This is a genomic window from Pseudoalteromonas rubra (genome assembly GCF_000967655.1).
GTDB lineage: Bacteria > Pseudomonadota > Gammaproteobacteria > Enterobacterales > Alteromonadaceae > Pseudoalteromonas > Pseudoalteromonas rubra_A.
Window position 1 is genome coordinate 239,656 of record NZ_JXYA01000002.1, and the last position, 26,483, is coordinate 266,138.

Here is a 26,483-nt window from a genome sequence, read left to right on the forward strand (position 1 = left end):
ATTTTGGCCTCTTTCTGATCTTAAATCGTTTAATTTTGTTGATTAGAGTATCAACACAAACTCACAAATAAACGTTTCCAAAATTGCGCCTTTATGGGGTAATCTGAGTGTCGAAATGAAAACGCAATAAAAGGAATGAAAAATGCGAAATTATTTACTACTTTCTACTTTTGGGATCCTCGCTGCCTGCGGCGGTTCCTCATCTGGTGATGAAAAGGCATCACCCGTAAACAATGATACGCAACAAACCGTCAATAAGGCCCCTACCGTCAGCCTGCAAGGCAAAACTCTCGTAACCTCAGGAGATCTATTATCTCTGACAACTAAGGTCACAGATCCAGAAAACGATGCTGTAACAGGTAAATGGAGCAGCTCCCTGAGCGGTGTAAAGTTCATCGAGGCTGAAGGCGATACACATCACGTTTCCTTTCCTGACGTCGAAGAGCAGACTCAGGTCACGCTGACATACACAGTAACAGACAGCCAAAACAACCAGGCAAGCAAAGCCTGGCAAGTGACGGTCATGCCCAAATCTTCATCCGGACATATTGAGCTCGCAGACACAGTGACACTGTCTGGCGGCGGTTATGCGGCCATTACCGCGACCTTTGCGATGACGTCAGATATTGAAGAAATCAATTGGCGAACCGAGGGCTTTGAGCTGACCCATACTCAAACCGAGTCGAGTCGTGACTCACGCGCAGGCCAGAGTACCCTGAATATAGATTTACCTGCGGTTACGCAAACCCACGTCTTTGATATCATTTTTGAAATTACCACCCGTGAAGGCATCGTCACTAAAACCATCAAAGCGACCTTAGCACCAGAATCAGAACCTTCACTCAGTGTTATCCTGCCTGAGCAATTTGTTATTAATGAAAAAAGTACTCAAACCATTTTAGCTGCCATTACCCGTACCGATGACATCATCAGTTATGATTGGCAGTGGCAAGGTACGCCAGTTCCTGCTCAGCAGACTCAGGGAAAATCTTTTTATACCTTTAAAGCCCCTGAGCTCAGTCAGACCCAAACCTTTAAACTTCTGCTCACCGTGACGATGAAAGGCAATATCCAAGCAACAGCCGAGACATCCGTGGTGGTACAGCATGTCACCGATCTCAATGCCATTGAGCTCTCTTTAGACAGACTGTATGCGGTGCCTGGACAGACGGTCACCGTGACGTCTAATCTGACAAATTTCGAAGATGTCGAAAGCGCTTCATGGCTGGTTCACGACTTTAATGAAGATTTACTGCAGAAGTCGAACGAGAAACTGGTGATCACTATCCCTGATGAAGACACATACCAGACTTCTCCATTGGTGGAGTACAAAGTAAAGCTCAAAAATGGTGCTGAGAAATCGGCTTTTGTTAATTTCAACTATGTAAGCAAGTCAATAGCCAAAGATCTGTTGGAGGTAAAAGATCCAGGGGAATTTTCAGTTTATCCGGATTACCCCACCACTTTAGGGCTGGAATTTCGTGGTGACCTTGATATCGAAGAAGTGACAGTTTCAAGCACTGATTATGAGCCTTATGATAGTCTTGAGTGGACCCTCGAAGGCCATCATTTAACGCTGAACCTACACAAGAAAACAATTTCTCGCAAAGGTCTTACTGCAATCAAGATCACTGCTAAAGCCGGTGATGTTGTGAGCGAAAGTTTGATTATGGGAACAGCTCATCAAGCCCTGGTCGTCCCCTACGCTGGCGTAACCGAGACCTATATAATGGGCAGTGAAGCGCAAGTCTTTGGCCAAGTTTTCCATCTGAATGACAAGAAAAATTTGCCGAGTCACTGGCAGGCCGAAAGCACCAGCGACGACGTAACCATTAAACAGGTATCGGATACCAGTGCATCTATCAAGTATAATGGTGACTTTGAGCGCTACGTGACACTTGAATTTCACGCCACAGATGAGCACGACCAGACCGATCACAGCGATATCAAACTGAGATATGAGAGCAGCCACACCTTCCGGGGTGATGACTATGTTTGTAAGGTGACGGATGGTCAATTTGAATCTTGTCGTGAAGGCGGCTATGGTCAGCCACTTTCTTTGACGGCACCAGCAGAACTCAAGCAAGTGATAACTAAAGGGGATTATGCCTGCTTACTGGGCAATTATGGTTCTGTTGTTTGTAACGCTAAGGGTGACAACCCTGTGAAAAACGTGCCAGCACAATTGCTTGCGACTAAGCTTAACGCCGTCGATGCAAACAATGTATGTGCTCAGATGAGCGATGCCAGCTGGCAGTGCTGGGGTAGTCGAGGCGTTGAGCTAACTGACTTGCTGGCGGCAAATGCAACCGTACATAAAGTGCAGGCAAACGGGACGCTCACCTGTCTGGTCACTAACAAAGACATTAAATGTTATGACGGTGACACGCAAACTAAATTAATCGAAGACGTATTTCCACAAGACCTATTTATCTATATCAGAGAAATTTGCTACCGAACTAGTCGCGGTATTCAAAAATGTGATATAGAATAAATTAACTTTCAAACAGTTGCGGCAGATGCCGCAACTGTTTGCTAGCGGCCTTCCCACCTATAGTACTCCCTCTTTGTACATCCCATATTTTCCCAGCCTATACTTTACAAAAGCCCGTTTAGAAGACAAACTAAAGTTATAACCAGCTGATTTACGACTAATATGAAATTCCTACTTACTTTTTCAACTGTAATCCTATTGATGCTATCTGGCTGTGGTGGCGACGATGCGACCAGTGGAGACAGAAATACCCCAGGATACGCGGCAACCGTTTTTTTCGATGCGCTTTATAATAAGAAAGACATGGAGCTGGCGCTTAGTCGCTCAACACCTAGAATGGGCAGGATCATGCGCTCGTACGGCACCCCCTCTCAGTTCGCCAGAAATCTGGTAAACATGCAGTATGATCAAGTCACCATTGAAGTGGATATGACCAACCAGAGTTTGCGCGAGCAATATGGCAACGAGGCGCGGATCAATCTTATTTTTACCGGCATGCTGCACGGCGAGCAAGTAGACGATATGCGCAGCGTTCAGCTGGTCAAACGCAAAGGCGAATGGTACGTAGATAAAATTAACGCCGATCCGTTTGCTCGCTAAGTTTGCGCTTAACGCCAATGCACTAAAGAACAACTAGTAACTATATATTTGTGAGCCAGAGAAGTCTGGCTCACCCTACTTGGCTTTGGCCATGCCATTCACCGACAAAAACCCCTCAGTTTTAACCCTGTTCATCCACACTCAGCGCCTGACGGCTAGATTCAAACCAGCTGACCAGTAACTCCCGCTCTTCTTCATCCAGAATGCATTCTTCTACCGCCAGCGCTAATTGCTCTTCGGTACTGAGTGCCAGTAGTTTTGCCTGATATGCTTTTTGCCAGCGTTCAAACTTCTGCAACCCTTGTTCGCACTTGGGAAACAATTTAAAAGCTTGCTCCAGTGCCTCTAGTCCGGTGTGGCCGGAGGTATCACATAAGTTGCTGACCCGTGCCAGGGTCAGTTTATTGTGATAAAGGCTGTGGCAAAGCTCAGTGATTAGTTGATCCGAAGGCCCGCCAATGCCAGGGCCAAAAGGCATAAACCAACGCTTTACTAAGGTTTTTAAGCCATTGGGGGCAAAATTATCAATAAACCCGCTGTAGGCCTGCTCAAATGCATTCAGGTGAAAGTGCATCGCGTAATGTAGCAAAGGCAAATCACTGCGCTGGCGGCCATCATCCTCAAACTTCTTCAACACACATGATCCCAGATAGAGCTGACTCAGCATGTCACCAAGGCGAGCTGAGCGCATTTCCTGAAGCTTAAGTTTGCCCCCAAGTACCAGCATTGCCAGGTCGCTTAAGACTGCCAATATCTGGCTGTACCAGGTGAGCGTTTTGTAATAATACGCCACCTCGCCGGCAACGGGCGCGGAAGAAAACACCCCGCACGTAAGTCCGTTAAAGGTGGCTTTAAGAAAAGTTTTACTACTGTGGGCCAGATGCTGCACAAATACTTTGTCAAACTGCTGTAAAGCGATGTCTGCATCTTGCTCCTGCGCTGCCGCCATTTCTTTTAGCACATAAGGATGGCAACGCGTTGCGCCCTGGCCAAAGATCATCAGGTTGCGTGTCAGGATATTGGCTCCCTCGACCGTGATGCTGATAGGCATGCCCTGATAGTGGAGCGCAAGATAGTTCAACGGACCACGCTGGATGGCTTTGCCACCGTGTAAGTCCATGGCATCATTTATTGCGATCCGTGCCATTTCAGTCAGGTGGTATTTAGCAATCGCAGTTATTACCGCCGGACTCTTATTGAGATCGATGGCCATAGCGGTGTTTTGCCGCGTCGCCTCTATGCTGTAACTTAGTCCCGCCACTCGCCCCAGCGCGGCCTGCACACCTTCGAATCGCCACAAAGGCTGTTTAAACTGTCGCCTGACACTGCAATACGCCGTGCTTGATCTGGCGCTTAACTGCGCGGTCCCGGCACTTAAGGCCGGAAGCGAGATCCCGCGCCCTGCACTCAGGCAAGACACCAGCATACGCCAGCCTTTACCAATACCGTCAACATCGCCGATGACCCAGTGCATTGGAATAAAAACGCCCTCTCCCCGGGTTGTGCCATTCATAAAGGCCAGCCCCATTGGGTCATGCCTCGGGCCTACTTCAACCCCATTATGGTCGGTGGGGATCAACGCACAGGTGATCCCCAATTCCGTTGTTTCGGATAACAACTGGTCGGGATCATATACTTTGAAGGCAAGCCCCAGCACCGAAGCCACCGGTGCCAAAGTGATATAGCGCTTTTGCCAGGTTACTTTCAGCCCTAATGTCATTTCCCCCTCAAACTCTTGCTTACACACCACAGCAAAGTCGGTAATACCACCGGCATCCGAGCCTGCATCTAACGAGGTTAACGCGAAACAAGGCAGCGCAGATCCATCGGCCAACTTAGGCAGCCAGGCTTGTTGCTGTTGTGGCGTGCCAAAGTGTAGTAACAGCTCGGCCGGGCCAAGGCTGTTTGGCACCATCACGGTTACTGCGGTCGACAAGCTGCGAGTGGCTATTTGCGCCACGATGGCGGAGTTTGCCTGAGCGCTGAAGGCCCTGCCGCCAAATTTTTCAGGAATAATAAAGGCGAAAAACCCCTTTTCTTTCAGGTATTGCCACACCTCAGGTGGCAAGTCGCCGTTTGTACAGATCTGACTTTCATCCAGCATCGCCATCAGCTCAGCCAGTTCATGTTCAATAAAATCAAGCTCCCGTTCGCTCAGTGCCGGTTTGCCCGTTTGCAACCACTGCGACCAGTCGGGTTTACCGCTAAATAAGCTTGCATCCCACCAGGTATCTCCGGCTTCCATCGCTTCACGCTCAGTCTGCGATAACTGGGGTAATGCCCGTTTAAAATAAGCCAGAGCGGGACTTGAAACCAACTTAAGCCTGACTTCTTTGACATAAAAAATAAAACACACAGCAATGATGAGCAGTATCAGTAACCACATAATATCGGCACCTCCCGGTTGATGGCGTTTTAAGTATGGAACAAATGTCACTTATCTCAATATTTTCGCCCTGCTCATGCGACGTGAATTGTCGCAGCCAGTCGACGCTGGTATCATCGAGTTTCTAATAACGATAATTGGAACAATGATGGCACTACAATTCAAACTCAGCCTGGGCGCCCTCGTGGTTGCCGGGGCACTCTCACTGAGTGGATGTAACTCAACAAGCACGTCAACCCTGACTGAAAAAGACGCGGAAGCATTTCTAACCAAAGCAGAAAAAGAACTGCAAGACCTCAGCTATCGCAGTGCGCGCTCAGCCTGGATCTATGCCAACTTCATCACAGAAGACACCGCCTCTCTAGCCGCAGACGTTAATCAGGAATACACCGAAAAACTGGTTGCCCTTGCCAATGAAGCGGCCAAGTTTGACGCGCTGGAGCTCAGTTACGACAACCGTCGTAAGCTAGACAAGCTTAAACTCAACCTGACCTTACCGGCACCAAAAGATGCTGAAAAAACAGCAGAGCTGGCGAAGCTGTCTGCTGAGCTGGATGGCATGTACGGTAAAGGCAAATACTGTAAAGACGGCAACTGTATGAGCCTTGGCGAGATGACAGCCAAAATGGCCAACAGCCGTGACTATGCAGAATTACTGGATGTGTGGCAGGGCTGGCGTCAGGTTTCTCCACAGATGCGTCCTTTGTATCAAGATCTGGTTTCTCTGGCGAATGAAGGCGCACAGGAGCTGGGATATCGTGATACAGGCGCGATGTGGCGCAGCAAATACGACATGCCGGCCGATGACTTTGCTAAAGAACTTGACCGCATCTGGGGCCAGGTAAAGCCTTTATATGACTCACTGCACTGTCACGTTCGTGCCAAGCTTGGCGAAAAGTATGGCGAAGACAAAGTACCTCAGGACCAGCCAATTCCGGCACACCTGTTAGGTAACATGTGGGCCCAGCAATGGGGCAATATCTACGACCTGGTTGCACCTGAAAATGCCGATCCGGGCTATAACGTGACTGAGTTGCTTGAAAAGCATAACTACGACGAAATCAAAATGGTGAAAGGCGCCGAGAAGTTCTTCACTTCAATGGGCTTTGAACCGCTGCCAGAAACATTCTGGACTCGCTCACTCTTCACTAAGCCACAGGACCGTGACGTACAGTGTCATGCATCTGCATGGAACCTGGATAACAAAGACGATCTGCGTATCAAGATGTGTATCCAGCGCACTGGCGAAGAATTCTCGGTTATTCACCACGAGTTAGGTCACAACTTCTATCAGCGCGCCTACAACAAGCTGCCGCTGTATTACCAGGAAAGTGCCAACGATGGTTTCCACGAAGCAATCGGTGATACCATAGCGTTGTCGGTAACACCGGGTTACCTTAAAGAGATTGGCCTGCTGGATCAGGTGCCTGACGAGTCAAAAGACATTGGCCTGCTGATGAAAATGGCACTGGATAAAATTGCCTTCATTCCTTTTGGCCTGTTAGTTGACCAATGGCGCTGGAAAGTATACTCCGGCGAAATCAGCCCGGCTGAGTACAACCAAGCCTGGTGGGAATTACGCGAGAAGTATCAGGGCCTTCAGGCACCTGTTGCACGTACTGAAAACGACTTTGACCCAGGTGCAAAATACCACGTACCAGGCAATGTACCTTATACGCGCTACTTCCTGGCACACATTCTACAGTTTGAATTCCACAAAGCCCTGTGTGAAATTTCAGGTAACAAAGAAGCCATTCACCGCTGCTCTGTGTACAACTCAAAAGAAGCCGGTGAGCGCTTAAATGCCATGCTAGAGATGGGCAGCAGCCGCCCATGGCAAGAAGCATTAGAAAGCGTTACTGGCAGCCAGCAAATGGATGCTACTGCGATTTTGGATTACTTTGCACCACTTCAGAGCTATCTGGACGAGCAAAACAAAAACCGCCAGTGCGGTTGGTAATCAACACCAAACAAAAGGAGCCTGCGGGCTCCTTTCTTATTCGCCACACTCTGAAACAATTCTCCGCTTTTCCATCCTCTGGCTTTTGCGTTAAGGTAGGCGCAAAAGGAGTGCACTATGTCACTAAAAAGAATCATATTACTCAGTCAGTTTGAACTGACACGTTTGTTTGCCACAAAACGTGGCTGGCTTGCTCTCGCGGCCTTTACTATGGTGTGGCTCATCATATTACGCTACCCCATCTATCACGCAGTTTCCGTGCTCAGAAGCCCTGAATTCTCTGATATTGCCATTCAAGTCGCGGGTTCTATTGGTCTCTATCAGCTGGTGCGCTGGCCTGAGGCCGAGTTATCGGTCTACTGGATCATCGCCCTATTCACGTTTCCATTGTTCACCTTGTTCGTCAGTGCTGATCAGACCGTCGAGGACGCAAAGCGAGGTACGCTCCGGTTTCTGACCTTACGTGCCAGCCGCGCAGAACTCTTATTAGGGCGCTTTACCGGTCAGGTACTCGTGCTATTGGCTCTCATAACGGTCTCCGTTTTGGCTGCCTGGCTGTTAATGCTGACTCGGGATACCGCTTTGCTGTTTAGCGGGTTGCTCAAATTGGTCGTGATCATTACGCTACTGGCTCTGACCACCTTGCCCTTTATTGCCCTGATGGCGCTGCTTAACCTGCTCGCCAACTCAGCCCGGCTGAGTATTATTTATGCCACCTTGTTGTTCACTGTAGGCAATCTGCTGATAGGTTATCTGGCAAGCCATATTGAAGCTGCACAATGGTTGTATTATGCCCTGCCGGGTGTGCACATCAGTCGCATAGCGCCCTGGTACGACATTAACTTGCTGTCCATCGCCACCCCAGTGCTGCAATCAGTGGCGCTTTTGAGCGTCGCCTACTGGCTAATCAAGAGGAAAGATCTATGAACTCTGCTACTTCCATCGCGATTGAGGTCAGCGGTCTGACAAAGCGATTTGCCCAGAAGCGTGCCCTGGATGACGTCAGTTTCTCTATAAACGCTGGCAGTACCATTGCTCTGGTAGGCCCAAATGGCGCAGGCAAGACCACGTTATTCAGTATCTTGTGTGGTTTTTTACAAGCAGATTCGGGTAATGTTCGAGTCTTTGGCCACACGCCGGGCGACAGCGCCCTGTTCGGAGTGCTCAGTGCTTTGCCACAGGATGCGCAGCTGGATCCGCGCTTTTCGGTCGGTAAACAACTGACCTTTTACGGCCAGCTGCAAGGATTAAATCGCCGCGAGGCGCAGCATGAAACGGCACGCGTTCTTGAGTTAGTCGACCTCAGTGAGCAACTGAATGCCAAAGCGTCAGAGTTATCGCATGGGATGAGAAAACGCATCTGCATCGCACAAGCGCTGATTGGACAACCCAAAATCGTGTTGCTGGACGAAGCAACGGCCGGACTGGATCCCCTTAATGCAAAAGCTATCCGTTCATTGATTGCCGATTTGAGTAAAGACATCACCTTTATGCTCAGCTCCCATGACTTGAGTGAACTGGAGCGCTTATGTGACACTGTGCTTTATCTGGAGCAAGGCAAGCTCACCAGTCATCAAAGATATGCGCAAAACGAGTCTGACACGGCCTTCCTGACTCTTCAGGTTCAACAATTAACTGAGCACATGAAAGAGCAGATTGCACACCTCAGCGGAGTTAAAAACGTCAGACAATCTCAGTCCGATGAATTTGTCATTGAGTATGATGTCAGCCACAAGGCACTGGATATTGCCTTGCTGGAGTTATGTCATCATCATGGCTGGCGATACAAGCAGCTCATTAACGGCAACACGCTCGAAAACCAGCTGTTCGCTACGCCTTAAGCTACAATAGTAGAGACTTACACGCAGCCGGGTAGACAATGAATAAAACTCTCAGACTTATTCGCCATGCGAAATCAAGCTGGCAAGACACTCAGCTGCACGATATCGACCGGCCACTTAAACCTAAAGGTGTGCGCCGCACACAGGCACTGGCCGCGCAACTAGGGTTGCTTCCACAAACACATATATTTACCAGCCCGGCACGTCGGGCGCACGATACCGCACATATTCTCCATGCAGAGTGTCAGGTGAGCAAGGCTGTTGAAGTGATCCCGGCACTTTATACCTTTGATGCAACGGATCTGATGGATTGTTTGCACCTGCTACCAGATGAGTGCTCTGATGTTACTGTAGTGGGCCATAATCCGGCAATGACAATACTGGTCAATCATCTGATCCGTCATCAGTTGGATAACCTGGTCACTGCTGGTTACGTGGAGCTGAGCCTGCAAAGTGCGCACTGGCACAAAGTAGCGGCAGAAAACGTCACATTAGAGCGCTTTATCCTCAGGCCGGAGCTGGGCACTACATAATACCAATTTCACTTAATACTTGTTCAATTTGACGGAGCAAATATGACGCTAACTGTGTTAAAAATTTCTCATTTAGAGCCTTTACCTAAGGTATGAGTTCGCAAATTTTTGCCTGGTTATCGAACATATTTTCTCGCCTCAAAATAGAACACTTAATTAAGCAAATTGATATAAACCGCACTGCCCGGATGGTTTAGTAGCTTGATTTTTGCCACTTGGAGAACAGGCGCATCGCTCCTTTTTCAAGGCTCAGGCTCACGCCAATCCCAAGCTTTTCTGCCATGGATTTTTTCAGTTTATAGCGCACCTGATAAAGCTGATAGGCCTGATTTAAATCTAACAACAGGTCATCGCTGGTGCGAATTTCATCCACCAGTGCAAACTCATGAGCGTGGGTTGCCAGCCAGTGCTCTCCGGTTGCCACTTTGTCTATATCCATATTGGGTCGGTTGTCGCTGACAAAACGCTTGAACAAACCATGGGTATGTTCGATTTCTTCACGAAACTTTTCGCGTCCTTTATCGGTATTTTCTCCAAACAGAGTTAGAGTGCGCTTGTACTCGCCGGCCGTAATTTGCTCATAATCAATGTCATTCTTTTTAAGCAACTTGTTGAAGTTAGGCAACTGAGCAATAACGCCAATAGAGCCAACTATCGCAAACGGCGCCGCGATGATTTTGTCTGCCACACAGGCCATCATATAACCCCCGCTGGCTGCGACTTTATCTACGCACACCGTCAGTGGCAGCCCGGCGTCTTTGATACGTTGCAATTGTGAGGCAGCCAGGCCGTAACCATGCACAACCCCGCCACCACTTTCCAGGTTAACCACAACCTGATCTTGCTTGGCATCAGCGATTGTTAAGATAGCAGTTACTTCTTCTCTGAGGTTTTCCACTTCATGGGCATCCATGCTGCCGCTAAACTCAACGACAAACACGCGCTTTTTATCTTCATCAGCCTGGTCTGATTGCGCCTTTTTCTGCTGCTTTTGATGCGCTTTGAGCGCTTTTTTGTCCAGCGTTTGCGCCAGAAACTGCTCTTTTGCCTCGTCCAGACGTTTAGATATATCGGTCAGCTCGATTTCACCGGACTGAGAACTCGGCTTGTGGCTTGCTGCAACAATCATGGCTATGACTGCACCAAGTGCAGCGACCAGAGTCACCGCTTTGGCCAAAAATAATCCGTACTCGTATAAAAATGCCAACTTTCTACTCCTGAAATTTAAGTAAAAAAAAGCCGCTAAAACAGCGGCTTTTTCATAATCTCTCAAATGCGATTATTTTGCAATAACAGCATCATTGGTAATTGGCAGCATCAGGCCTTTTGATGCCAGGAAAGTAGCCAGTTGTTTCTGGATTTCCATTGTTGCTGCTGCATGACCTTCAGCTGTACCACCAGAGCGTTCGTCAAAGCCAGGCGTCAACAGTGAGCTATGGTGGCCCTGACTGAACTTAACCACATAGCTGCCTGCTGTACCGTCGACCTCTGGAGACTCTGAAACCGCCGTCAGTCCCATCATAGCAGCCATTGGCAAGCTGCCTGATAGCGGATTGCTTAGAGTTGAAGGTGGAATAACCTGATCTTCTTTGTTGCCGTTCTCACCGCCTACAACCACGCCCATATACATAGGTGTACCCAGCGCGTTAACAGTGCCTGCGTAGTTAATCGGATCCGCGCTGCCAAGTACGCTTTGCGCGGCATAAGCGAACTGCGTGACTGTTGCATCAATTGCGCCCAGTGCAACTGTGTCACCGTTGGCAGCTAACTGAGCTGTAAAGGTTGAATAAGCACAGTTTGCAAACGCGCCGGCATCCGCTGCGTACTGACCACAGTCTGTAATAGCCCCTTCTCCAAGGTAAGCATTAAACTGTTTTGATACCGCCAAATCTGTTGCAGCAGACAGTACAGCACTTTTCACCACAGGACCAAACGAAGCCGACTCCACCAGGAAGTTAGCTATGCCTGAACCACCACTTGATAGCGCACCCGCTTTCACGTTAAACAAGGCATCAACCTGCTCATCCAGCGGCGAGTTGGCTAAAGCGATAAAGCCCGGTCCAACAACTGAGCCCAGTGAGTGGCCAATAAAGCTGACATCCTGAGTATTGAACAGTAATGGAACCGCAGTTGCCTGGTTAATAAAGTTCAGACCCAAACGCAGGCCAAGTAAGTCGGCCTTTGACTGACGCAGGTTATCACGGGCAACTAACAGTGATTGCAGGTTCATATAGTGCAGCACACTCTTAGTCGACGCATTGAAGTCATCTTCACCGTCGCCATCTACATCAATACCGCGTTCACCATGCAGCGGATGGTCAATTGCAACGGTAGCAAAACCTGCCTGAGTTAGTGCCAGTGTCAGGCCTAACATGTCTTCTTTTTTACTGGTAATACCGTGTTGCATAATTACGACTGGCCAACCCGTGTCAGGGCGGTTTGTCTCATCTGCTGGCATTGTGATCTGCACCGGAATGTTATTCGCACCCAGCGCTTTTGGAATTGGGTTATATTTGCTAACAAACTTGTGCTGATCCAGGCCTAAGTCTCTTAAACGGCCGCCAGAGAGTGCATTACACAGAGTATCGTTACCTTCTTTGAGCTCAGGTGTGCCACCAGTTGCCTGAATATAACCGGCAACCGCTGCTGCGTTATCACACTGTGCCTGCCAGTAAGTATCTGCCAGTGCCGCGTCTTCTTTCGCTTGCGGCTCCCCGAGATAACGAGGCAAAACGATATTGCCTTGCAAGTATCTTACTGAGCGGAACAAAGGACGAATTTCGTCAGATAAAGGGATACCCGGCAAGTCAGCAACCGTCAAACCATCAGCTGGCTGTTGGCCAACACTCAATACCGGTCTTTGCTCAGTTGTCAAAGAGGCTGCCAGTAGCTGTTTAACTGCGCCCATCACCTCAAAGGTTGAGTGCGTTGTCATCGCCGCAGAGAAAATGATTTCTTCACTGGTCACAGTACCAAGCGAGGTAACAGCATTCTCATAGCTTTTCACAACCGCTTGCAGGCCCTTTTGCGCAGGCGTCACCAAAGGTGCGTCTTGCTTGAGCAAAGTATAGGTTGAAGACGGTGCAACACTACCCGAGCTGTCTTTCAGGCCCGTTGTTAGTACTGTGATGTAGGTAGTCGACGACTTAAGCGGTTTCATAGGGATCACATTGATGCTTTTCCCGTCCGCGCCCAACTTAGCGATAAAGTCACCCTGCAAGCCGTTGGTCAACTCGGCAACCCCTTTACAGGCGATCCCAGCCGGCACTGTTGCACAGTCCTGATCTGTCAGGCTGGCACCCATAACCACTTCAAAAATTCTCACCGCGCCGGGCGTTGATACACTGGCGGCGTCAATTTCAACACCCGCAGGTACTGTCAAATCGATAGCAAACGGCATTTGGGTTGACCAACCATCCAGTGCGCCTATTGCCAATGAAGGGTCGGCATAATGTGCACGCTGAATTTTGACCGAGCCGTCATCATTCAACTCACCAGGGATATTAAGCGTGCCATCCTTCGTGCCGTTAAACAGCAGATCATTAGGCACAGAAATCACCCCATTTGATGGGTCGAACTTAATCGAGGCGCTGGGTTTTACAGCAGCGCTTTCTTGTTTTACATCTTCAAGGGTTTCACCGCCGCCACAACCTGCTAAGGCTGCAGAAACCGCGAGTGAGAGTAGCATTTTTTTCATTTATTTGGCTCCGACATAATCTTATTATTATTCTTAGCCCTGAACTCAACCTAACTGCTTAATTTAGCTGATAAATTGACCAATCAGAGAACATTTAGTTAAAACCTTTGCAAAAAGGTACTTAAAGGTAAATCTGCTTTTAATAAGACATTAGACCAGTTTAAGTTAACGCAAAGTGTAGCGTTTCGCCAGCCATATTTACAATAAATTCGATAACTTGGCTGTGGTATGTGTTAAAATATGCCGAAAATTTAGCTCAGAGGTTCAAAATGCATACTTATCAAGCAGCTGAGAATGCTTTAGAAAACAAAGTGATTTTGATCACAGGTGCAGGCGATGGCATTGGCCGGGTTGCCGCACTGACCTACGCCAAACATGGTGCAACGGTGATTCTGCTGGGTAAAACCACCCAAAAGCTGGAATGTGTTTATGACGAAATCGTTGCGGCAGGATGTCCGAAACCGGCCATTGTGCCGTTAGACCTGAAAGGCGCGACAAAACAACACTATCGCGACCTTGCCGCAACTATCGAACAACAATTTGGCAAGCTTGACGGGCTGCTAAATAACGCCTCCATTTTAGGTGCCCTGGGTCCGCTGGAACATTTTTGCGTGTCCACGTTTGAGAACATCATGAAAGTGAACGTTACCGCACAGGCAATGATCACCAAATACCTGTTCCCTGTGATGCGTAAATCACCCAGCGCTTCTATTGTCTTTACGTCATCTGGCGTAGGTCGTCAGGGCCGCGAATTTTGGGGCGCTTATGCCATTTCGAAATTTGCCACCGAAGGTATGATGCAAACCTGGGCAGCAGAAGTGGGTAAAACCAACATTCGCATTAACTGTATTAACCCAGGTGCGACTCGCACTGGCATGCGCGCTACAGCTTATCCGGGCGAAGATAAAGACAAACTAAAAACCCCCGAAGAACTGATGCCGACTTACCTCTACCTGATGTCCGATGACTCGGCCGAGGTAAATGGTCAGTCGCTGGATGCCCAACCTAAGTAAGCCATAAAAAAAGCCGCGAAAAGCGGCTTTTTTGTCTCTGTTTTAACGGCGTTTGCTCTGTTTGAGGCGCTGGTTATGCTTATTCACCGCCTTGCGAATACGGTTTATCTTCGCACGCTTGTCCTTACGCTTTTCAGGCATCACAGACAGCTTAGTCTGCGTTTCAGGACGCATACCTACCGACTTGCGCAGATAATTCACATCTTCCAGTTTGAGCTCTTCCCAGCCGCCCTGAGGCAGGCGTTTACCCAATTCCAGCTTACCATAGCGGATCCGGATAAGGCGCGATACTTCTAGCTCCTGCGACTGCCACAAGCGACGCACTTCGCGGTTACGGCCCTCGGTTAAGGTGACGTTAAACCACTTGTTCAGGCCTTCACCACCGCGTGGGGCCAGCTTCAGGAATTTCGCCGGACCGTCTTCCAGTTCAACCCCTTTTTTCAGGTTGCGCAGGTGTTCGTTAGTTACATCACCAAATACCCGCACCGAATATTCACGCTCTACCTCATATTTAGGGTGCATCAGGCGATTGGCCAGCTCACCATCATTGGTGAACAGTAACAGACCTGATGTATTTACATCCAACCGACCAATGGCGATCCAGCGGTCGCCTTCAATACGCGGGAGACGGTCGAACACGGTACGGCGGCCTTCCGGATCTTTACGCGTACACAGCTCACCTTCAGGTTTATGGTACATTAGGACACGGCAGATCCGCTCTTCCTGTTGCTCCACTTTAACGATATGGCCATCGACGCGAATGACGGCGTTTTCTTCTACGCGATCACCCAGTTTAGCAACCTTACCGTCAACACTGACACGGTTGCTTTCGATGTATTTTTCCATTTCACGACGCGAGCCAACGCCGGCGCGTGCTAAAACTTTTTGTAACTTCTCACTCATTCTGATGGTTCTCTCACAGAAGGATCATCTAACATCTGATCTAGCTTTTCGCCCTGCTGAGATGGCAGCTCAGGGAGCATGTCCAACCCGTTGAGCGAAAAGTAGTCTAAAAATTGTTTGGTTGTTGCATACAGTGCCGGTTTGCCTGGCACTTCTTTATAGCCCACCACTTTTATCCATTGCCGCTCCAGCAAGCTTTTGATGATGTTGGAGCTCACCGTCACGCCCCGTACCTGCTCAATCTCGCCTCTTGTTATAGGCTGACGATAAGCGATCAGTGCCAGGGTTTCGAGCGTAGCCCGAGAGTATTTTGGTGCTTTTTCCTGCCACAGGTTGCTAAGCCAGGGGCTTAAACTGGCACAAGCCTGAAAACGATAGCCCGTGCCAACTTCAACCAGTTTGACGCCCCGAGTCTGATAGTGCTCACTCAACGTTGTCAGTGCCTGCCTGAGGCGGGCATCCGATACAGTAATGTCCTGTAAAACGGTTTCTTTCAGCTGCTTTCGGGATAAAGGCTTATCGGCAACGAATATGGCTGCTTCAACCAGTTCAACCAATTGTTCATCACTGATACGGCGTTTCATGCAAGTAGGATAAGGCTAGTCTAAAGCCGCGTATTATGACAGAGCCGGCGTCACTCTTGTAGCTTTAATGACAAATAAATTGTGCTGGCCGGTGCGGCAGCAGGAGCAACCTGCACACAGTCGATCAACTGCTCTTTTAATAATTCAAGCATTGCGATAAACGTAACGACCACCCCGCTGCGGCCCTCTGACAAGGTAAACAAGCGGGAAAACTCAACCGGCTCGGGATGCGCCGACAAAAACTGTAAAATGGCCGCCATACGCTCGCGCGTCGATAAGGCTTCGGCGCTGATCTGGTGGTGCTCAAACGTTTTTGCCCGTGCCATCACATCACTCAGCGCCAGCAGCAGCTCAGCCATATCTATATCCGGAAGTTGCGCCTGTGGCGCGTCTGTTTCTTCCATCAACGCACGGGCGACAAAAATCTCCCGATCGACACGAGGCAACTGATCCAAGTTTTCTGCCGCTTTTTTGAATTGCTCATATTCCTGAAGCCGTCTGACCAATTCTGCACGGGGATCTTCTTCGTCCTCCAGCTCTTCATGCACCGGCAAGAGTAAACGAGACTTTATCTGTGCCAGTAAGGCGGCCATCACCAGGTATTCACCAGCCAGCTCAAGCTGCATATCCTGCATCATCTCAACATATTGCACGTATTGCTGCGTGATACTCAGTATCGGCAACTCCAGGATATCCAGCTTATGGCGCTTGATGAGATACAGCAGCAGGTCGAGCGGACCTTCAAACGTCTCGAGTATGACTTCCAGCGCATCCGGAGGAATATAGAGATCCTCCGGTTTCTCGAGCACCGCCTCACCGTGTAAAAACGCCAGAGGCAGCTTTTGCTGAGCGCCTTGATCAGCCATGGTTATTCAAACGGAGCCGTATCGCCACAACCACGGCGCAGGATCACCACTTCATCGTCGGACATGTCAATCACAGTCGTTGCCTGCTCTATCAAAAATCCGCCGTGAATGATGAGATCAACATGCTTCTCCAGGCGCAGTCGAATATCATCCGGATCCGACTCGGTAAATTGCTCATCCGGTAATATCAATGAGCAAGACATCAAAGGCTCGCCCAGCTCCGTCAATAACGCGGCCGTGATCGGATGTTCAGTGACCCGGATCCCGATGGTTTTTTTCTTCTCATTGAGCAAACGTCTGGGTACTTCTTTTGTTCCTTTCAGAATAAAGGTGTAAGGACCCGGCGTATTATTTTTGATCATGCGAAACATTTGGTTATCGACACGAGCATAGGTCGATAACTCGGACAAATCACGGCACATCAGGGTAAAATTATGATGTTTTTCAATACCGCGAATACGTTCAATACGCTCCTTCGCCTGTTTATTACCCAGGCTGCACCCAATCGCATAACCGGAATCGGTTGGGTATACAATCACCCCGCCCTGTTGAATAATATCAACGGCCTGACGGATCAGACGGCCCTGTGGGTTATCGGGATGAATATGAAAAAATTGGCTCACGCTGTCACTCCTCTGTCGCGCCCCAGAACTGCCAAACACCTTGGCAATCTTTTGGTAAGTATAGATTTTTTCCAAGATCCAACCAGTTTGTTGGATAATGAAAATCAGATCCCTGACTGGCCAGCAGATTATATTCACGGCTCAGCTGCCCCAGAAACTGGCGTTCCGATGGCGCCTGCTGTGGTTGTGCAACTTCCATTGCCTTGCCCCCGGCGGCACTGAACTCACCGAGTAACTTTCTGAGCCACTTGTTCGACATCTGATAACGTCCGGGATGGGCCAGCACGCTCACGCCACCCGCACTGTGTATGGCCTCAATGGCCTCTCCCATAGTGCACCAGCTACTCGGCACATAGCCGATTTTGTTGCGCCCGAGATACTTTTTAAACACGCCCTGAATGTTTTTGGCAACGCCTCTGTCTACCAGTGCTTTAGCAAAATGGGCGCGGGTAATTTCAGCGTTTTCAGCAAGTAATTGTGCTTCCTCATAGATACCTTCAAACCCGCGTTTGGCCAATCGCACACCAATCTCTTTAGCGCGCTCACGGCGCTTTTGCTGCTGACTGGCGAGCAAGGTTGTGAGTGAGTGGTTTGATTCATCGATATTCAGGCCCACTATGTGTATTTCAAAGCTCTCCCATTTGGTTGAGATTTCAACCCCGGAGATCAGCGACAAGGGCAATTGCTTATCAGTGATGTAGTCACGCGCAGATGCCAGTCCCGCAGTAGTATCGTGATCCGTAATCGCAAGGACATCCACGCCTCTTTCGGTTGCTCGTTCCAGCAAGGCACTGACCGCCAAACGACCATCCGAAAAAGTACTGTGACTGTGTAAGTCGTATTTAATCAAACTCTCATAACCTTATAAAAAAATGCGGATTTTAGTATACCATGATGTTTACTTTTACGGGCGCTTATCTGACACACTAAACAGTGATAATTGTGCGAGTGGCTAGGTCAAAATAACCATTTTTGGGAACTAACTGGTTTTTTTCCGATTTGACCTTGACACTTTGTCCCATAGTGCGGTTTACTGTTGCCAATCAATTTACATAACGATGACTTAACAAATGAATATACAAACAACTTTCAACATTTGGTGGTGGCACTCGTAATTAGCGGGTGAATCGTTGTGCATGCAAGATTTTCGAAACCCGCGCTAAACACGCGGGTTTTTTTGTAACTTAATTTTCTCAAAGATATTGTATAGTGATCAATAATATAACAACTCTTTTACTAGATATGTCTTGGTGGTGGTGCCTGAATTAGCGGGACGGCATCTTTGTACCTAATACACAGACCCCCGCAAGCAACTCGCTTACGGGGGTTTTTTTTAGCTTAAATTATGAAAATTACGAGGAATGAGGTGTGATTTTTAGTCATATAACGACACAGCCCGGGGAAGTGACCAGTATTCGGTTACGGCGAGAGTATATCGCCAGCCCCTTGTCTTTGTTCGCAGCGTTGGACAAGCCCAACTCATTGTTGCTGGAATCAGCAGAAATCGACTCCAAAGACAATGTGAAAAGCATTATTCTGGTTGATACCGCACTGCGATTTGAGTGTCAGGGCAAGCAAGTCATCGTCAGAGCACTGTCCAACAACGGTGAGCAACTGCTGCCCTACCTGGCGCAGGAAGTGGAAAACTGCGACGTAACCCAAGATAACTCAGTGCTAACCATTACTTATCGCGACACATCGGCCGATCTCGACGAGTATGCAAAGCTCAAAGCCGATAATGCGTTTAGCGCACTCAGAACCTGTATCAACCGCATCAAATGCAACTCAGACACACCGTTTTCGTTGTTTCTGGGAGGGGTGTTTGCGTACGATATGGTGGCCAATTTTGAACAACTGCCTGAGGTGCCAGACGGCGCCAACAGCTGCCCTGACTACGTATTCTATCTGGCCGAGACCCTGCTTATCATAGATCATCAGGCGCAAACCACTGAGTTAATCGGCAACGTGTTCAACGGCCCCGACGTTCATGCAAACTGTTTTGAGGTCGGCCGCCAGCTTGAAGTGCTCAATCATCAGTGTGATGCTTTAGAGTCATTCTCGCCAAGTCCGCTTGCAGGTCACTGTGAGGTCAGTGTCGATATCAGTGATGAGACTTATATAGAGCAAGTGGTAAAACTGAAGCAGCACATTGTCGATGGCGACATCTTTCAGGTGGTGCCCTCGCGTACTTTCTCTTTGCCATGCGCCGACCCAATGTCAGCCTACAAAGCGCTTAAGCAACAAAATCCAAGTCCGTACATGTTTTATATGCGCGACGAAGACTTTGTCTTGTTTGGTGCTTCTCCCGAATCGGCATTGAAATATTGTGAGCAGAGTAATCAGGTTGAAGTGTATCCTATTGCAGGCACCCGGCCTCGCGGTAAGTTTGCCGATGGCAGTATTAACCCGGATCTGGACAGTCGCATCGAACTGGAACTCAGAGACGATCAAAAAGAACGTGCCGAGCATTTAATGTTAGTCGATCTGGCCCGTAATGATGTGGCCAGGATCAGCATACCCGGCACCCGTCATGCCAAAGAGCTACTCAAAGTAGACCGTTATTCTCAGGTCATGCACCTGGTTTCACGCGTTGTCGGTCAGCTGAAACCAGACCTCGATGCCCTGCATGCCTATCAGGCCAGTATGAACATGGGTACACTTGTCGGCGCACCGAAAGTCAGAGCGGCAGAATTGGTCAGACTCACGGAAAAACAACGACGTGGCAGCTACGGTGGCGCCGTTGGTTATCTGACCGGAGATGGTGCGATGGATTCTTGCATCGTGATCCGCTCAGCCTTCGTTAAAAATGGCCAGGCGCTGGTACAAGCCGGTGCAGGTGTTGTTTATGACTCTGACCCGCAAGCCGAAGCCGATGAAACTCGTGCCAAGGCCAGCGCGGTTATCAAAGCCATTCAATCGACTTATGCAGGAGCGCAGTCATGATCCCCAAGATATACTTTCTCGATAACTTTGACTCCTTCTCCTATAACCTGGTTGATGAACTGTCGCTGCTCGGTGCCGAGCTGGTCGTTTACCGAAACCACCTTGATGCCAGAACGATTTTTGCCAAAATGCAGCAAGAAAGCGGCCCGGTGATCCTGGTTTTATCACCCGGCCCCGGCGCCCCAAAAGATGCGGGCTGCCTGCTGGAACTGATTGACCTGTGTAAAGGCAAGTACCCCATGCTGGGGATCTGCCTGGGGCAGCAGGCACTGACACAAAGCTACGGCGGCACCATAGGCCATGCCGGCGAAACCGTGCACGGTAAATCGTCTCACATTAGCGTAAAGCCCCATCCGGTTTTTGCCGGGCTGGGCAAGTCATTCCCGGTTGCGCGTTATCATTCTTTAATGGCAACTCAGGTGCCAGAGAGCCTTGAAGTCATTGCAAACTATGAAGATATTCCAATGGCGATTTACCACCCGAGCGATAAGGTGATCGGGTATCAGTTTCACCCGGAATCTATTTTAACCCCATGCGGTGCCCAGCTTCTTAAGCAAAGCATCGCCTATCTCACTGGTGAGGAGTAGACATGGACAGTTTGAATTTATTACTTGAACAAAAATCGCTGGATTTTGCCACAGCGACCGATCTTTTTAGCGCCGTTATGCAAGGCCAGCTGGATGAGGTACAACTCACCGCCGCGCTGGTCGCCCTGAAAATCAAGGGCGAAACCGCCGAAGAAATCGCAGGCGCCGCAAAAGCTATGCGTGACCATGCTACGGCATTCGACACCCAGGGCTTGCTGTGTGCAGACAGTTGTGGCACGGGCGGTGATGGCACCAACACCATCAATGTCAGTACCACAGCCGCTATTGTTGCAGCCGCCTGCGGTATTCCTATGGTTAAACATGGCAACCGCAGCGTATCCAGCAAATCCGGCTCTGCCGACTTGTTAAAAACACTGGGGATCAACCTGGATATGGACCCAATACAGGGTGCACGCTGCTTGCAACAAACCAACTTTACCTTTTTGTTTGCCCCGCACTATCACGCCGGTGTCAAACATGCGATGCCAGTGCGCACTAAGCTTAAAACCCGCACCCTGTTTAATATTCTCGGCCCGCTTGCCAACCCGGCTCAGCCTCAGGTGCAATTGCTGGGCGTTTACGATCCTAAGCTTTGTCGCCCAATGGCAGAGACGTTACAAAAGCTCGGCACCCAACGCGCCATGGTCGTTCATGGCTCAGGCTGTGATGAAATTGCACTGCATGGCGAAACCCTGGTAACAGAGCTTAATCAGGGTGAATTGAGAGACTACACACTGACGCCTGAAGACTTTGGACTGGCGCGCTACCCGCTTGAGGCCATTTTTGGCGATACGCCAGAGTTTAATGCCCAGGCAACCCGGGATATTCTCAGTGGCACAGGCAAAGAAGCACACAATGGGGCCATCATCGCCAACGTCGCCGCGCTGCTGGTCATGACAGACAAAGCAACGGACCTGAAATCAGCCAGTGCTCAGGTTGCCGAAATGCTGGCATCAGGCCGCTGCGCCGATAAACTTGCCGAAATTGTGGAGGTGAGCAATGGCTAATGTATTAGAGAGAATCGTTGCTGATAAAGAAGTTGAAGTGGCACAACGCAAGCAAGCGCGCCCGCTGGACAGTTTTATAGAGCAGATAACCCCCAGCGACCGCGATTTTTACGCAGCATTGAGCCGTCCGGGTACTCAGTTTATTCTGGAGTGTAAAAAAGCTTCGCCGTCGAAAGGGCTGATCCGTCAACACTTCGACCTGGACGAAATTACCGCGGTTTATGGCCGTTATGCCAGCTGCATCAGTGTGCTGACTGACGAAAAGTATTTTCAGGGTAATTTTGATTACCTTAGCTATGTCAGAACTAAGGTGTCACAGCCTCTTATCTGTAAAGACTTTTTTATTGATGAATACCAGGTGTATCTGGCCCGTGTAAGCGGTGGCGATGCCATTTTGCTGATGCTATCAGTACTTGATGACGCACTTTACCAGGTTTTGGCTGATTTGGCCCACAGCCTGAATATGGCGGTACTGACGGAAGTCAGTAATGAGGAAGAGGTTCATCGCGCCCTTAAGCTGGATGCCAAACTTATTGGGATCAACAACCGTAATCTTAGAGATTTAAGTACAGACTTGGCAACCAGCGAACGTTTGCGCAAATTGATCCCGGAAGATAAAACCGTGGTCTCTGAGTCTGGCATTTATAGCCATGCAGACGTAAAACGCTTAGCGCCCATTTGCAATGGCTTTCTGGTTGGCAGCTCATTAATGGCAGAACAAGACCTTGAAACCGCATGTCGCAAGCTGATCCTGGGCGAAAACAAGGTCTGTGGCCTAACGCGCAGCCAGGACGCCATTGCTGCTTATGAGGCAGGCGCAGTGTACGGCGGTCTGATTTTTTATCCCAAGTCACCCCGTTATGTCGATATTGACTGCGCCAAAGCGGTCGTAGACAGCGCGCCGCTCAATTATGTGGGTGTGTTTGTCGATGCACCGCTTGAGCAGGTGATTGAAAATGTCCGGGTTCTGAAACTCAGTGCAGTCCAGTTGCATGGCAATGAATCACAAGATTATGTCGATGCGCTGCGCCAGCAGTTACCTGTCAACTGCCAGATCTGGAAAGCACAGGGGATCAGCGACCATTTACCTGAACCTTTACAGGGCGTCGACAAACATTTGTACGACACCAAAGTCAAAGGTCAACTTGGCGGCACAGGTCAGGCATTTGACTGGCAGTTACTGAACCAGACGCCAGGCAGCTTTATGCTGGCAGGTGGCCTTAACGCAGACAATCTGACACAGGCCTCGTACCTGGGCGCAGCCGGGTTCGACCTGAACTCAGGCGTTGAGACCAGCCCGGGTAAAAAGTGCGCCGACAAACTCAATACAGCTTTTAATACAATTCGTAAATACTGAGGTGGAAACAATGAATACAGGCTATTACGGTGATTTTGGTGGCATGTTTGTCCCTGAATTACTAGTTCCTGCACTTAAGCAGCTTGAGCAGGAGTTTAACAAAGCGCAAAAAGATCCGGCTTTCCAGCAGGAGTTCTATCAGTTATTGAATGAGTTTGCAGGACGTCCAACGCCGCTCACGCTAACCAGAAACCTGGTTAAAAACCCCAAAGTGAAGCTGTATCTTAAACGTGAAGATCTGCTTCACGGTGGCGCGCACAAAACCAACCAGGTATTGGGTCAGGCGCTGCTCACTAAACGTATGGGGAAATCAGAAGTCATCGCGGAGACCGGCGCCGGACAACACGGTGTTGCAACGGCACTGGCCTGTGCCCTGCTCGGCCTAAAATGTCGTGTTTACATGGGTGCCAAAGACGTTGAGCGTCAGCAACCAAATGTTTTCCGTATGCGCCTGATGGGTGCCGAGGTGATCCCGGTCACCGCGGGCTCAGGCACATTAAAAGACGCCGTTAACGAGGCGATGCGTGATTGGTCAGCCAATTACAAAACCGCCCACTATTTGCTCGGTACAGCCGCAGGCCCTCACCCCTTCCCGACGCTGGTACGTGAGTTCCAGAAAATGATCGGCGAAGAAGCCAAGCAACAAGTGCTTGACGCTGAAGGTAAACTGCCGGATGTGGTCATGGCTTGTGTCGGTGGTGGTTCTAATGCGATTGGTATGTTCGCAGATTTTATTGACGAAAAAGACGTGAAACTCATTGGTGTCGAGCCTGCGGGCAAAGGTTTAGATACAGAAGAACACGGTGCGGCATTGTGTAAAGGCACTAAAGGCATTTTGCACGGTGCCTATACCTATATCATGCAGAACCAGGACGGCCAGATTGAAGAATCTTACTCAGTGTCAGCCGGCCTCGATTACCCCGCTGTTGGGCCACAACACGCCTATCTGCATGAAACGGGCCGTGCACAATATGTAGCAGTGACCGACGATGAAGCGCTGGCCGCATTTCAGGCGCTGGCAAAGCACGAAGGGATCATACCCGCGCTGGAATCAAGCCACGCACTGGCCTATGCCCTGAAATATGCAGAAGCACAGGAGCAGGACACAGTAATAGTGATCAATTTAAGTGGCCGTGGCGACAAAGACTTAGCCCATGTCCATCAGGTATTAGAAGCGCGAGGTGAGCTATGAGCCGTTACAATGAGATGTTTAAGCAGCTAAAGGACAAGCAGCAAGGTGCGTTTGTGCCATTTGTTACGATTGGCGATCCGGACAAAGAAACCAGTCTGGCCATCATCAAAAGCCTGATTGAAGGCGGTGCGGATGCACTGGAGCTGGGGATCCCTTTCTCTGATCCGATTGCAGACGGCCCTGTGATCCAGGCGGCGAACATTCGTGCACTGGAGCAAAACATAGACACAGAAGATTGCTTTGAGGTGATCAGTACCATCAGAGCGCAATACCCTGACTTGCCGATCGGACTGCTGCTTTACTCAAACCTGATCTTTGCACGTGGTCTGGAAGCTTTTTATCAGCAAGCCAAAGCAGCCGGCGTCGATTCAGTCTTAGTTGCCGACGTGCCTTTGCATGAGTCAAAAATGTTCCGCAGAGCCGCGGTAGATGCGGGTATTGAGCCGATTTTTATCGCAACACCGAACGCCAGCGATGATACTTTGCGCGAATGTGCCAGCTATGGCAGAGGCTATACCTACTTGCTTTCTCGCGCTGGGGTAACCGGCACAGAAAGCCAGGTGCAAATGCCAACCGATGAAATCATCACTAAGCTTACCGAGTACCATGCGGCCCCTGCCTTACTGGGTTTTGGTATCTCAACGCCAGAGCAGGTCAAAGCAGCGCTGGACTCTGGCGCTGCGGGTGCCATCTCAGGCTCTGCCGTAGTTAAAATCATTGAGCAGCACCTGGATGACAAACCGGCTATGTATCAGGCCCTGAGCGCCTTTGTCCGCGATATGAAAGCGGCAACGGCACGCTAAGTCGTCTTAGCCTTACTTAGTCAGCCAGAGCATCCTTAAAGGCTTTGGCTGGCTTAAACAACACCTTATTTTGCCCTTCAATCATGATCTCTTCCCCGGTTCTGGGGTTTCTGCCCGGCTTGGCCGGATGATAACTCAGCGTAAAGGTGCCCATGCCATTGAGCTGGACCTGATCTCCTTCAGAGAGACGTTTGGTGATAAGTTTTAAAAGACTACCCAGCGCAGCCTGCGTGTCTTTTTTAGTCAATTCGCTGTGGGCCGCCATGGCCGAAACCAGTTCACTTTTATTCATCATGCATCCGTCTTTATACAACAAAGCCCGGCAGGCTAAGGAGTTCTGTCGCAAAAGTCAATCAAACAAAGTTTTCCGTGTCCTGCCATACCCGAGTTGAACAGCCTTGACTATAGTTAGGCTAACGTTGTCAGACATACCAGAGGCTACATTGAACGCAAACCAATATCGCTGGTGCGAACTATTCCTGGTGTTTTTTCTGTTACCCATTATTGCCTATGCTTTTCGCCATCAACTCGCCAATTGGTTATTCCCGGCCCTGATTATACTCACAGCTGTGTGTACATATTTGTTACTGACCGATCCACACTTCAAACGTTTTCGCCTCACCAGCCTGGGGACCTTCTCAACTGTGAAGCGGCGGCTGTTTTCAACCTTTTTTATTGGTGCGCTGTTCTCTGCGATGTTTTATGGCCTAGTCAATCAGGAAAGCTGGTTTGATATGCCGCTCAACTCCACCCGTGACTGGTTGATCCTTTTGATAGCCTATCCAATTTTATCGGTACTGCCGCAAGAGCTGGTGTTTCGCAGTTACTTTTTCCACCGTTACAAACGGATCTTGCCGAAAAAAACCAGCCGGGTTGTACTGAGCGCCGCCGTGTTCGCGCTGGCGCACTGCGTATACGACAACTGGGTGGCGATTGCACTGTCCTTTGTCGGCGGATTGCTGTTTGCCTATACCTATGCTCACAGCCGCTCTTTGGCGGTCTGTGTGCTTGAGCACAGTCTGTGGGGGCTTTGGGTGTTTACCCTGGGTTTGGGGCAATATCTGGATTCGGGGGTGACTTTTTAGCACCCGGGC

At 49.5% G+C, this 26,483-nt stretch carries 23 protein-coding genes; 14 read left to right on the forward strand and 9 right to left on the reverse strand.

Annotation, left to right across the window (positions count from 1 at the left end; all coding sequences use genetic code 11):
* Positions 1 to 142 precede the first annotated feature (142 nt).
* Complete coding sequence (locus TW77_RS01880) at positions 143 to 2,494, forward strand: hypothetical protein (RefSeq protein ID WP_046003257.1); 2,352 nt, start codon at positions 143 to 145, stop codon at positions 2,492 to 2,494.
* 162 nt (positions 2,495 to 2,656) lie between these two features.
* Positions 2,657 to 3,094 carry a hypothetical protein gene (locus TW77_RS01885; protein WP_046003258.1) on the forward strand — a complete coding sequence of 146 codons (438 nt, stop codon included), beginning with the start codon at positions 2,657 to 2,659 and terminating at the stop codon, positions 3,092 to 3,094.
* Between the two features lie 121 nt (positions 3,095 to 3,215).
* Here the strand turns inward: TW77_RS01885 and TW77_RS01890 are convergent, their stop codons facing one another.
* Positions 3,216 to 5,480 carry an acyl-CoA dehydrogenase gene (locus tag TW77_RS01890; RefSeq protein ID WP_046003259.1) on the reverse strand — a complete coding sequence of 755 codons (2,265 nt, stop codon included), beginning with the start codon at positions 5,478 to 5,480 and terminating at the stop codon, positions 3,216 to 3,218.
* Between the two features lie 148 nt (positions 5,481 to 5,628).
* On the opposite strand from TW77_RS01890, the gene TW77_RS01895 reads away from it, so the two are divergent.
* The 4 genes from TW77_RS01895 (at position 5,629) to TW77_RS01910 (ending at position 9,814) form a co-directional block, all read left to right on the forward strand.
* Positions 5,629 to 7,440 carry a M2 family metallopeptidase gene (locus TW77_RS01895; RefSeq protein ID WP_046003260.1) on the forward strand — a complete coding sequence of 604 codons (1,812 nt, stop codon included), beginning with the start codon at positions 5,629 to 5,631 and terminating at the stop codon, positions 7,438 to 7,440.
* 117 nt (positions 7,441 to 7,557) lie between these two features.
* Positions 7,558 to 8,367: an ABC transporter permease subunit gene (locus tag TW77_RS01900; protein ID WP_046003261.1), complete on the forward strand. Its 810-nt coding sequence runs from the start codon at positions 7,558 to 7,560 to the stop codon at positions 8,365 to 8,367.
* Positions 8,364 to 9,281: an ABC transporter ATP-binding protein gene (locus TW77_RS01905; RefSeq protein ID WP_046003262.1), complete on the forward strand. Its 918-nt coding sequence runs from the start codon at positions 8,364 to 8,366 to the stop codon at positions 9,279 to 9,281. Before TW77_RS01900 ends, TW77_RS01905 begins: the two co-directional genes overlap by 4 nt.
* Before the next feature lie 38 nt (positions 9,282 to 9,319).
* Positions 9,320 to 9,814 (forward strand): SixA phosphatase family protein, encoded by a 495-nt coding sequence (locus TW77_RS01910; RefSeq protein WP_046003263.1) that lies wholly within the window; start codon positions 9,320 to 9,322, stop codon positions 9,812 to 9,814.
* 193 nt (positions 9,815 to 10,007) lie between these two features.
* On the opposite strand, the gene sohB is transcribed toward TW77_RS01910, so the two are convergent.
* Together sohB and TW77_RS01920 are read right to left on the reverse strand one after the other, a co-directional pair.
* Positions 10,008 to 11,021: a protease SohB gene (sohB, locus tag TW77_RS01915; protein WP_046003264.1), complete on the reverse strand. Its 1,014-nt coding sequence runs from the start codon at positions 11,019 to 11,021 to the stop codon at positions 10,008 to 10,010.
* A gap of 72 nt (positions 11,022 to 11,093) precedes the next feature.
* Positions 11,094 to 13,511 carry a VolA/Pla-1 family phospholipase gene (locus TW77_RS01920; protein ID WP_046003265.1) on the reverse strand — a complete coding sequence of 806 codons (2,418 nt, stop codon included), beginning with the start codon at positions 13,509 to 13,511 and terminating at the stop codon, positions 11,094 to 11,096.
* A gap of 269 nt (positions 13,512 to 13,780) precedes the next feature.
* On the opposite strand from TW77_RS01920, the gene TW77_RS01925 reads away from it, so the two are divergent.
* Positions 13,781 to 14,524 carry a YciK family oxidoreductase gene (locus tag TW77_RS01925; protein ID WP_046003266.1) on the forward strand — a complete coding sequence of 248 codons (744 nt, stop codon included), beginning with the start codon at positions 13,781 to 13,783 and terminating at the stop codon, positions 14,522 to 14,524.
* Between the two features lie 42 nt (positions 14,525 to 14,566).
* On the opposite strand, the gene rluB is transcribed toward TW77_RS01925, so the two are convergent.
* From rluB to rnm, 5 genes are read right to left on the reverse strand one after another with little or no spacing between them, the layout of a single operon-like run.
* A complete protein-coding gene (gene rluB / locus TW77_RS01930; protein ID WP_046003267.1) occupies positions 14,567 to 15,427 on the reverse strand; it encodes a 23S rRNA pseudouridine(2605) synthase RluB in 861 nt (286 codons plus the stop codon).
* Positions 15,424 to 16,011: an SMC-Scp complex subunit ScpB gene (gene scpB, locus TW77_RS01935; RefSeq protein ID WP_046003268.1), complete on the reverse strand. Its 588-nt coding sequence runs from the start codon at positions 16,009 to 16,011 to the stop codon at positions 15,424 to 15,426. The genes rluB and scpB overlap by 4 nt, the downstream gene beginning before the upstream one ends.
* A gap of 50 nt (positions 16,012 to 16,061) precedes the next feature.
* Entirely contained in the window at positions 16,062 to 16,877 is an 816-nt protein-coding gene (locus TW77_RS01940; RefSeq protein ID WP_046003269.1) for a segregation and condensation protein A, read from the reverse strand.
* A 2-nt stretch (positions 16,878 to 16,879) separates the two neighbouring features.
* Complete coding sequence (locus tag TW77_RS01945) at positions 16,880 to 17,500, reverse strand: L-threonylcarbamoyladenylate synthase (RefSeq protein WP_046003270.1); 621 nt, start codon at positions 17,498 to 17,500, stop codon at positions 16,880 to 16,882.
* A gap of 4 nt (positions 17,501 to 17,504) precedes the next feature.
* Positions 17,505 to 18,350: an RNase RNM gene (gene rnm, locus TW77_RS01950; RefSeq protein WP_046003271.1), complete on the reverse strand. Its 846-nt coding sequence runs from the start codon at positions 18,348 to 18,350 to the stop codon at positions 17,505 to 17,507.
* Between the two features lie 518 nt (positions 18,351 to 18,868).
* Here rnm and TW77_RS01955 point away from each other — a divergent pair.
* From TW77_RS01955 to trpA, 6 genes are read left to right on the forward strand one after another with little or no spacing between them, the layout of a single operon-like run.
* On the forward strand, positions 18,869 to 20,443 hold the full coding sequence (locus TW77_RS01955; RefSeq protein ID WP_046003272.1) for an anthranilate synthase component 1: 1,575 nt from the start codon (positions 18,869 to 18,871) through the stop codon (positions 20,441 to 20,443).
* On the forward strand, positions 20,440 to 21,030 hold the full coding sequence (locus tag TW77_RS01960) for an aminodeoxychorismate/anthranilate synthase component II (RefSeq protein WP_046003273.1): 591 nt from the start codon (positions 20,440 to 20,442) through the stop codon (positions 21,028 to 21,030). The genes TW77_RS01955 and TW77_RS01960 overlap by 4 nt, the downstream gene beginning before the upstream one ends.
* Before the next feature lie 2 nt (positions 21,031 to 21,032).
* Positions 21,033 to 22,037: an anthranilate phosphoribosyltransferase gene (gene trpD / locus TW77_RS01965; RefSeq protein WP_046003274.1), complete on the forward strand. Its 1,005-nt coding sequence runs from the start codon at positions 21,033 to 21,035 to the stop codon at positions 22,035 to 22,037.
* The gene (trpCF, locus tag TW77_RS01970) at positions 22,030 to 23,394 is read left to right on the forward strand and encodes a bifunctional indole-3-glycerol-phosphate synthase TrpC/phosphoribosylanthranilate isomerase TrpF (protein WP_046003275.1); all 1,365 of its coding nucleotides are present in this window, start codon (positions 22,030 to 22,032) and stop codon (positions 23,392 to 23,394) included. The genes trpD and trpCF overlap by 8 nt, the downstream gene beginning before the upstream one ends.
* Before the next feature lie 10 nt (positions 23,395 to 23,404).
* Positions 23,405 to 24,586 (forward strand): tryptophan synthase subunit beta, encoded by a 1,182-nt coding sequence (trpB, locus tag TW77_RS01975; protein ID WP_046003276.1) that lies wholly within the window; start codon positions 23,405 to 23,407, stop codon positions 24,584 to 24,586.
* Positions 24,583 to 25,389 (forward strand): tryptophan synthase subunit alpha, encoded by an 807-nt coding sequence (gene trpA, locus TW77_RS01980; protein ID WP_046003277.1) that lies wholly within the window; start codon positions 24,583 to 24,585, stop codon positions 25,387 to 25,389. Before trpB ends, trpA begins: the two co-directional genes overlap by 4 nt.
* A gap of 16 nt (positions 25,390 to 25,405) precedes the next feature.
* Here the strand turns inward: trpA and TW77_RS01985 are convergent, their stop codons facing one another.
* Positions 25,406 to 25,681 (reverse strand): HU family DNA-binding protein, encoded by a 276-nt coding sequence (locus TW77_RS01985; RefSeq protein WP_046003342.1) that lies wholly within the window; start codon positions 25,679 to 25,681, stop codon positions 25,406 to 25,408.
* 151 nt (positions 25,682 to 25,832) lie between these two features.
* Between TW77_RS01985 and TW77_RS01990 the strand changes: the two genes are divergently transcribed.
* Positions 25,833 to 26,474 carry a CPBP family intramembrane glutamic endopeptidase gene (locus tag TW77_RS01990; RefSeq protein ID WP_046003278.1) on the forward strand — a complete coding sequence of 214 codons (642 nt, stop codon included), beginning with the start codon at positions 25,833 to 25,835 and terminating at the stop codon, positions 26,472 to 26,474.
* Positions 26,475 to 26,483 lie beyond the last annotated feature (9 nt).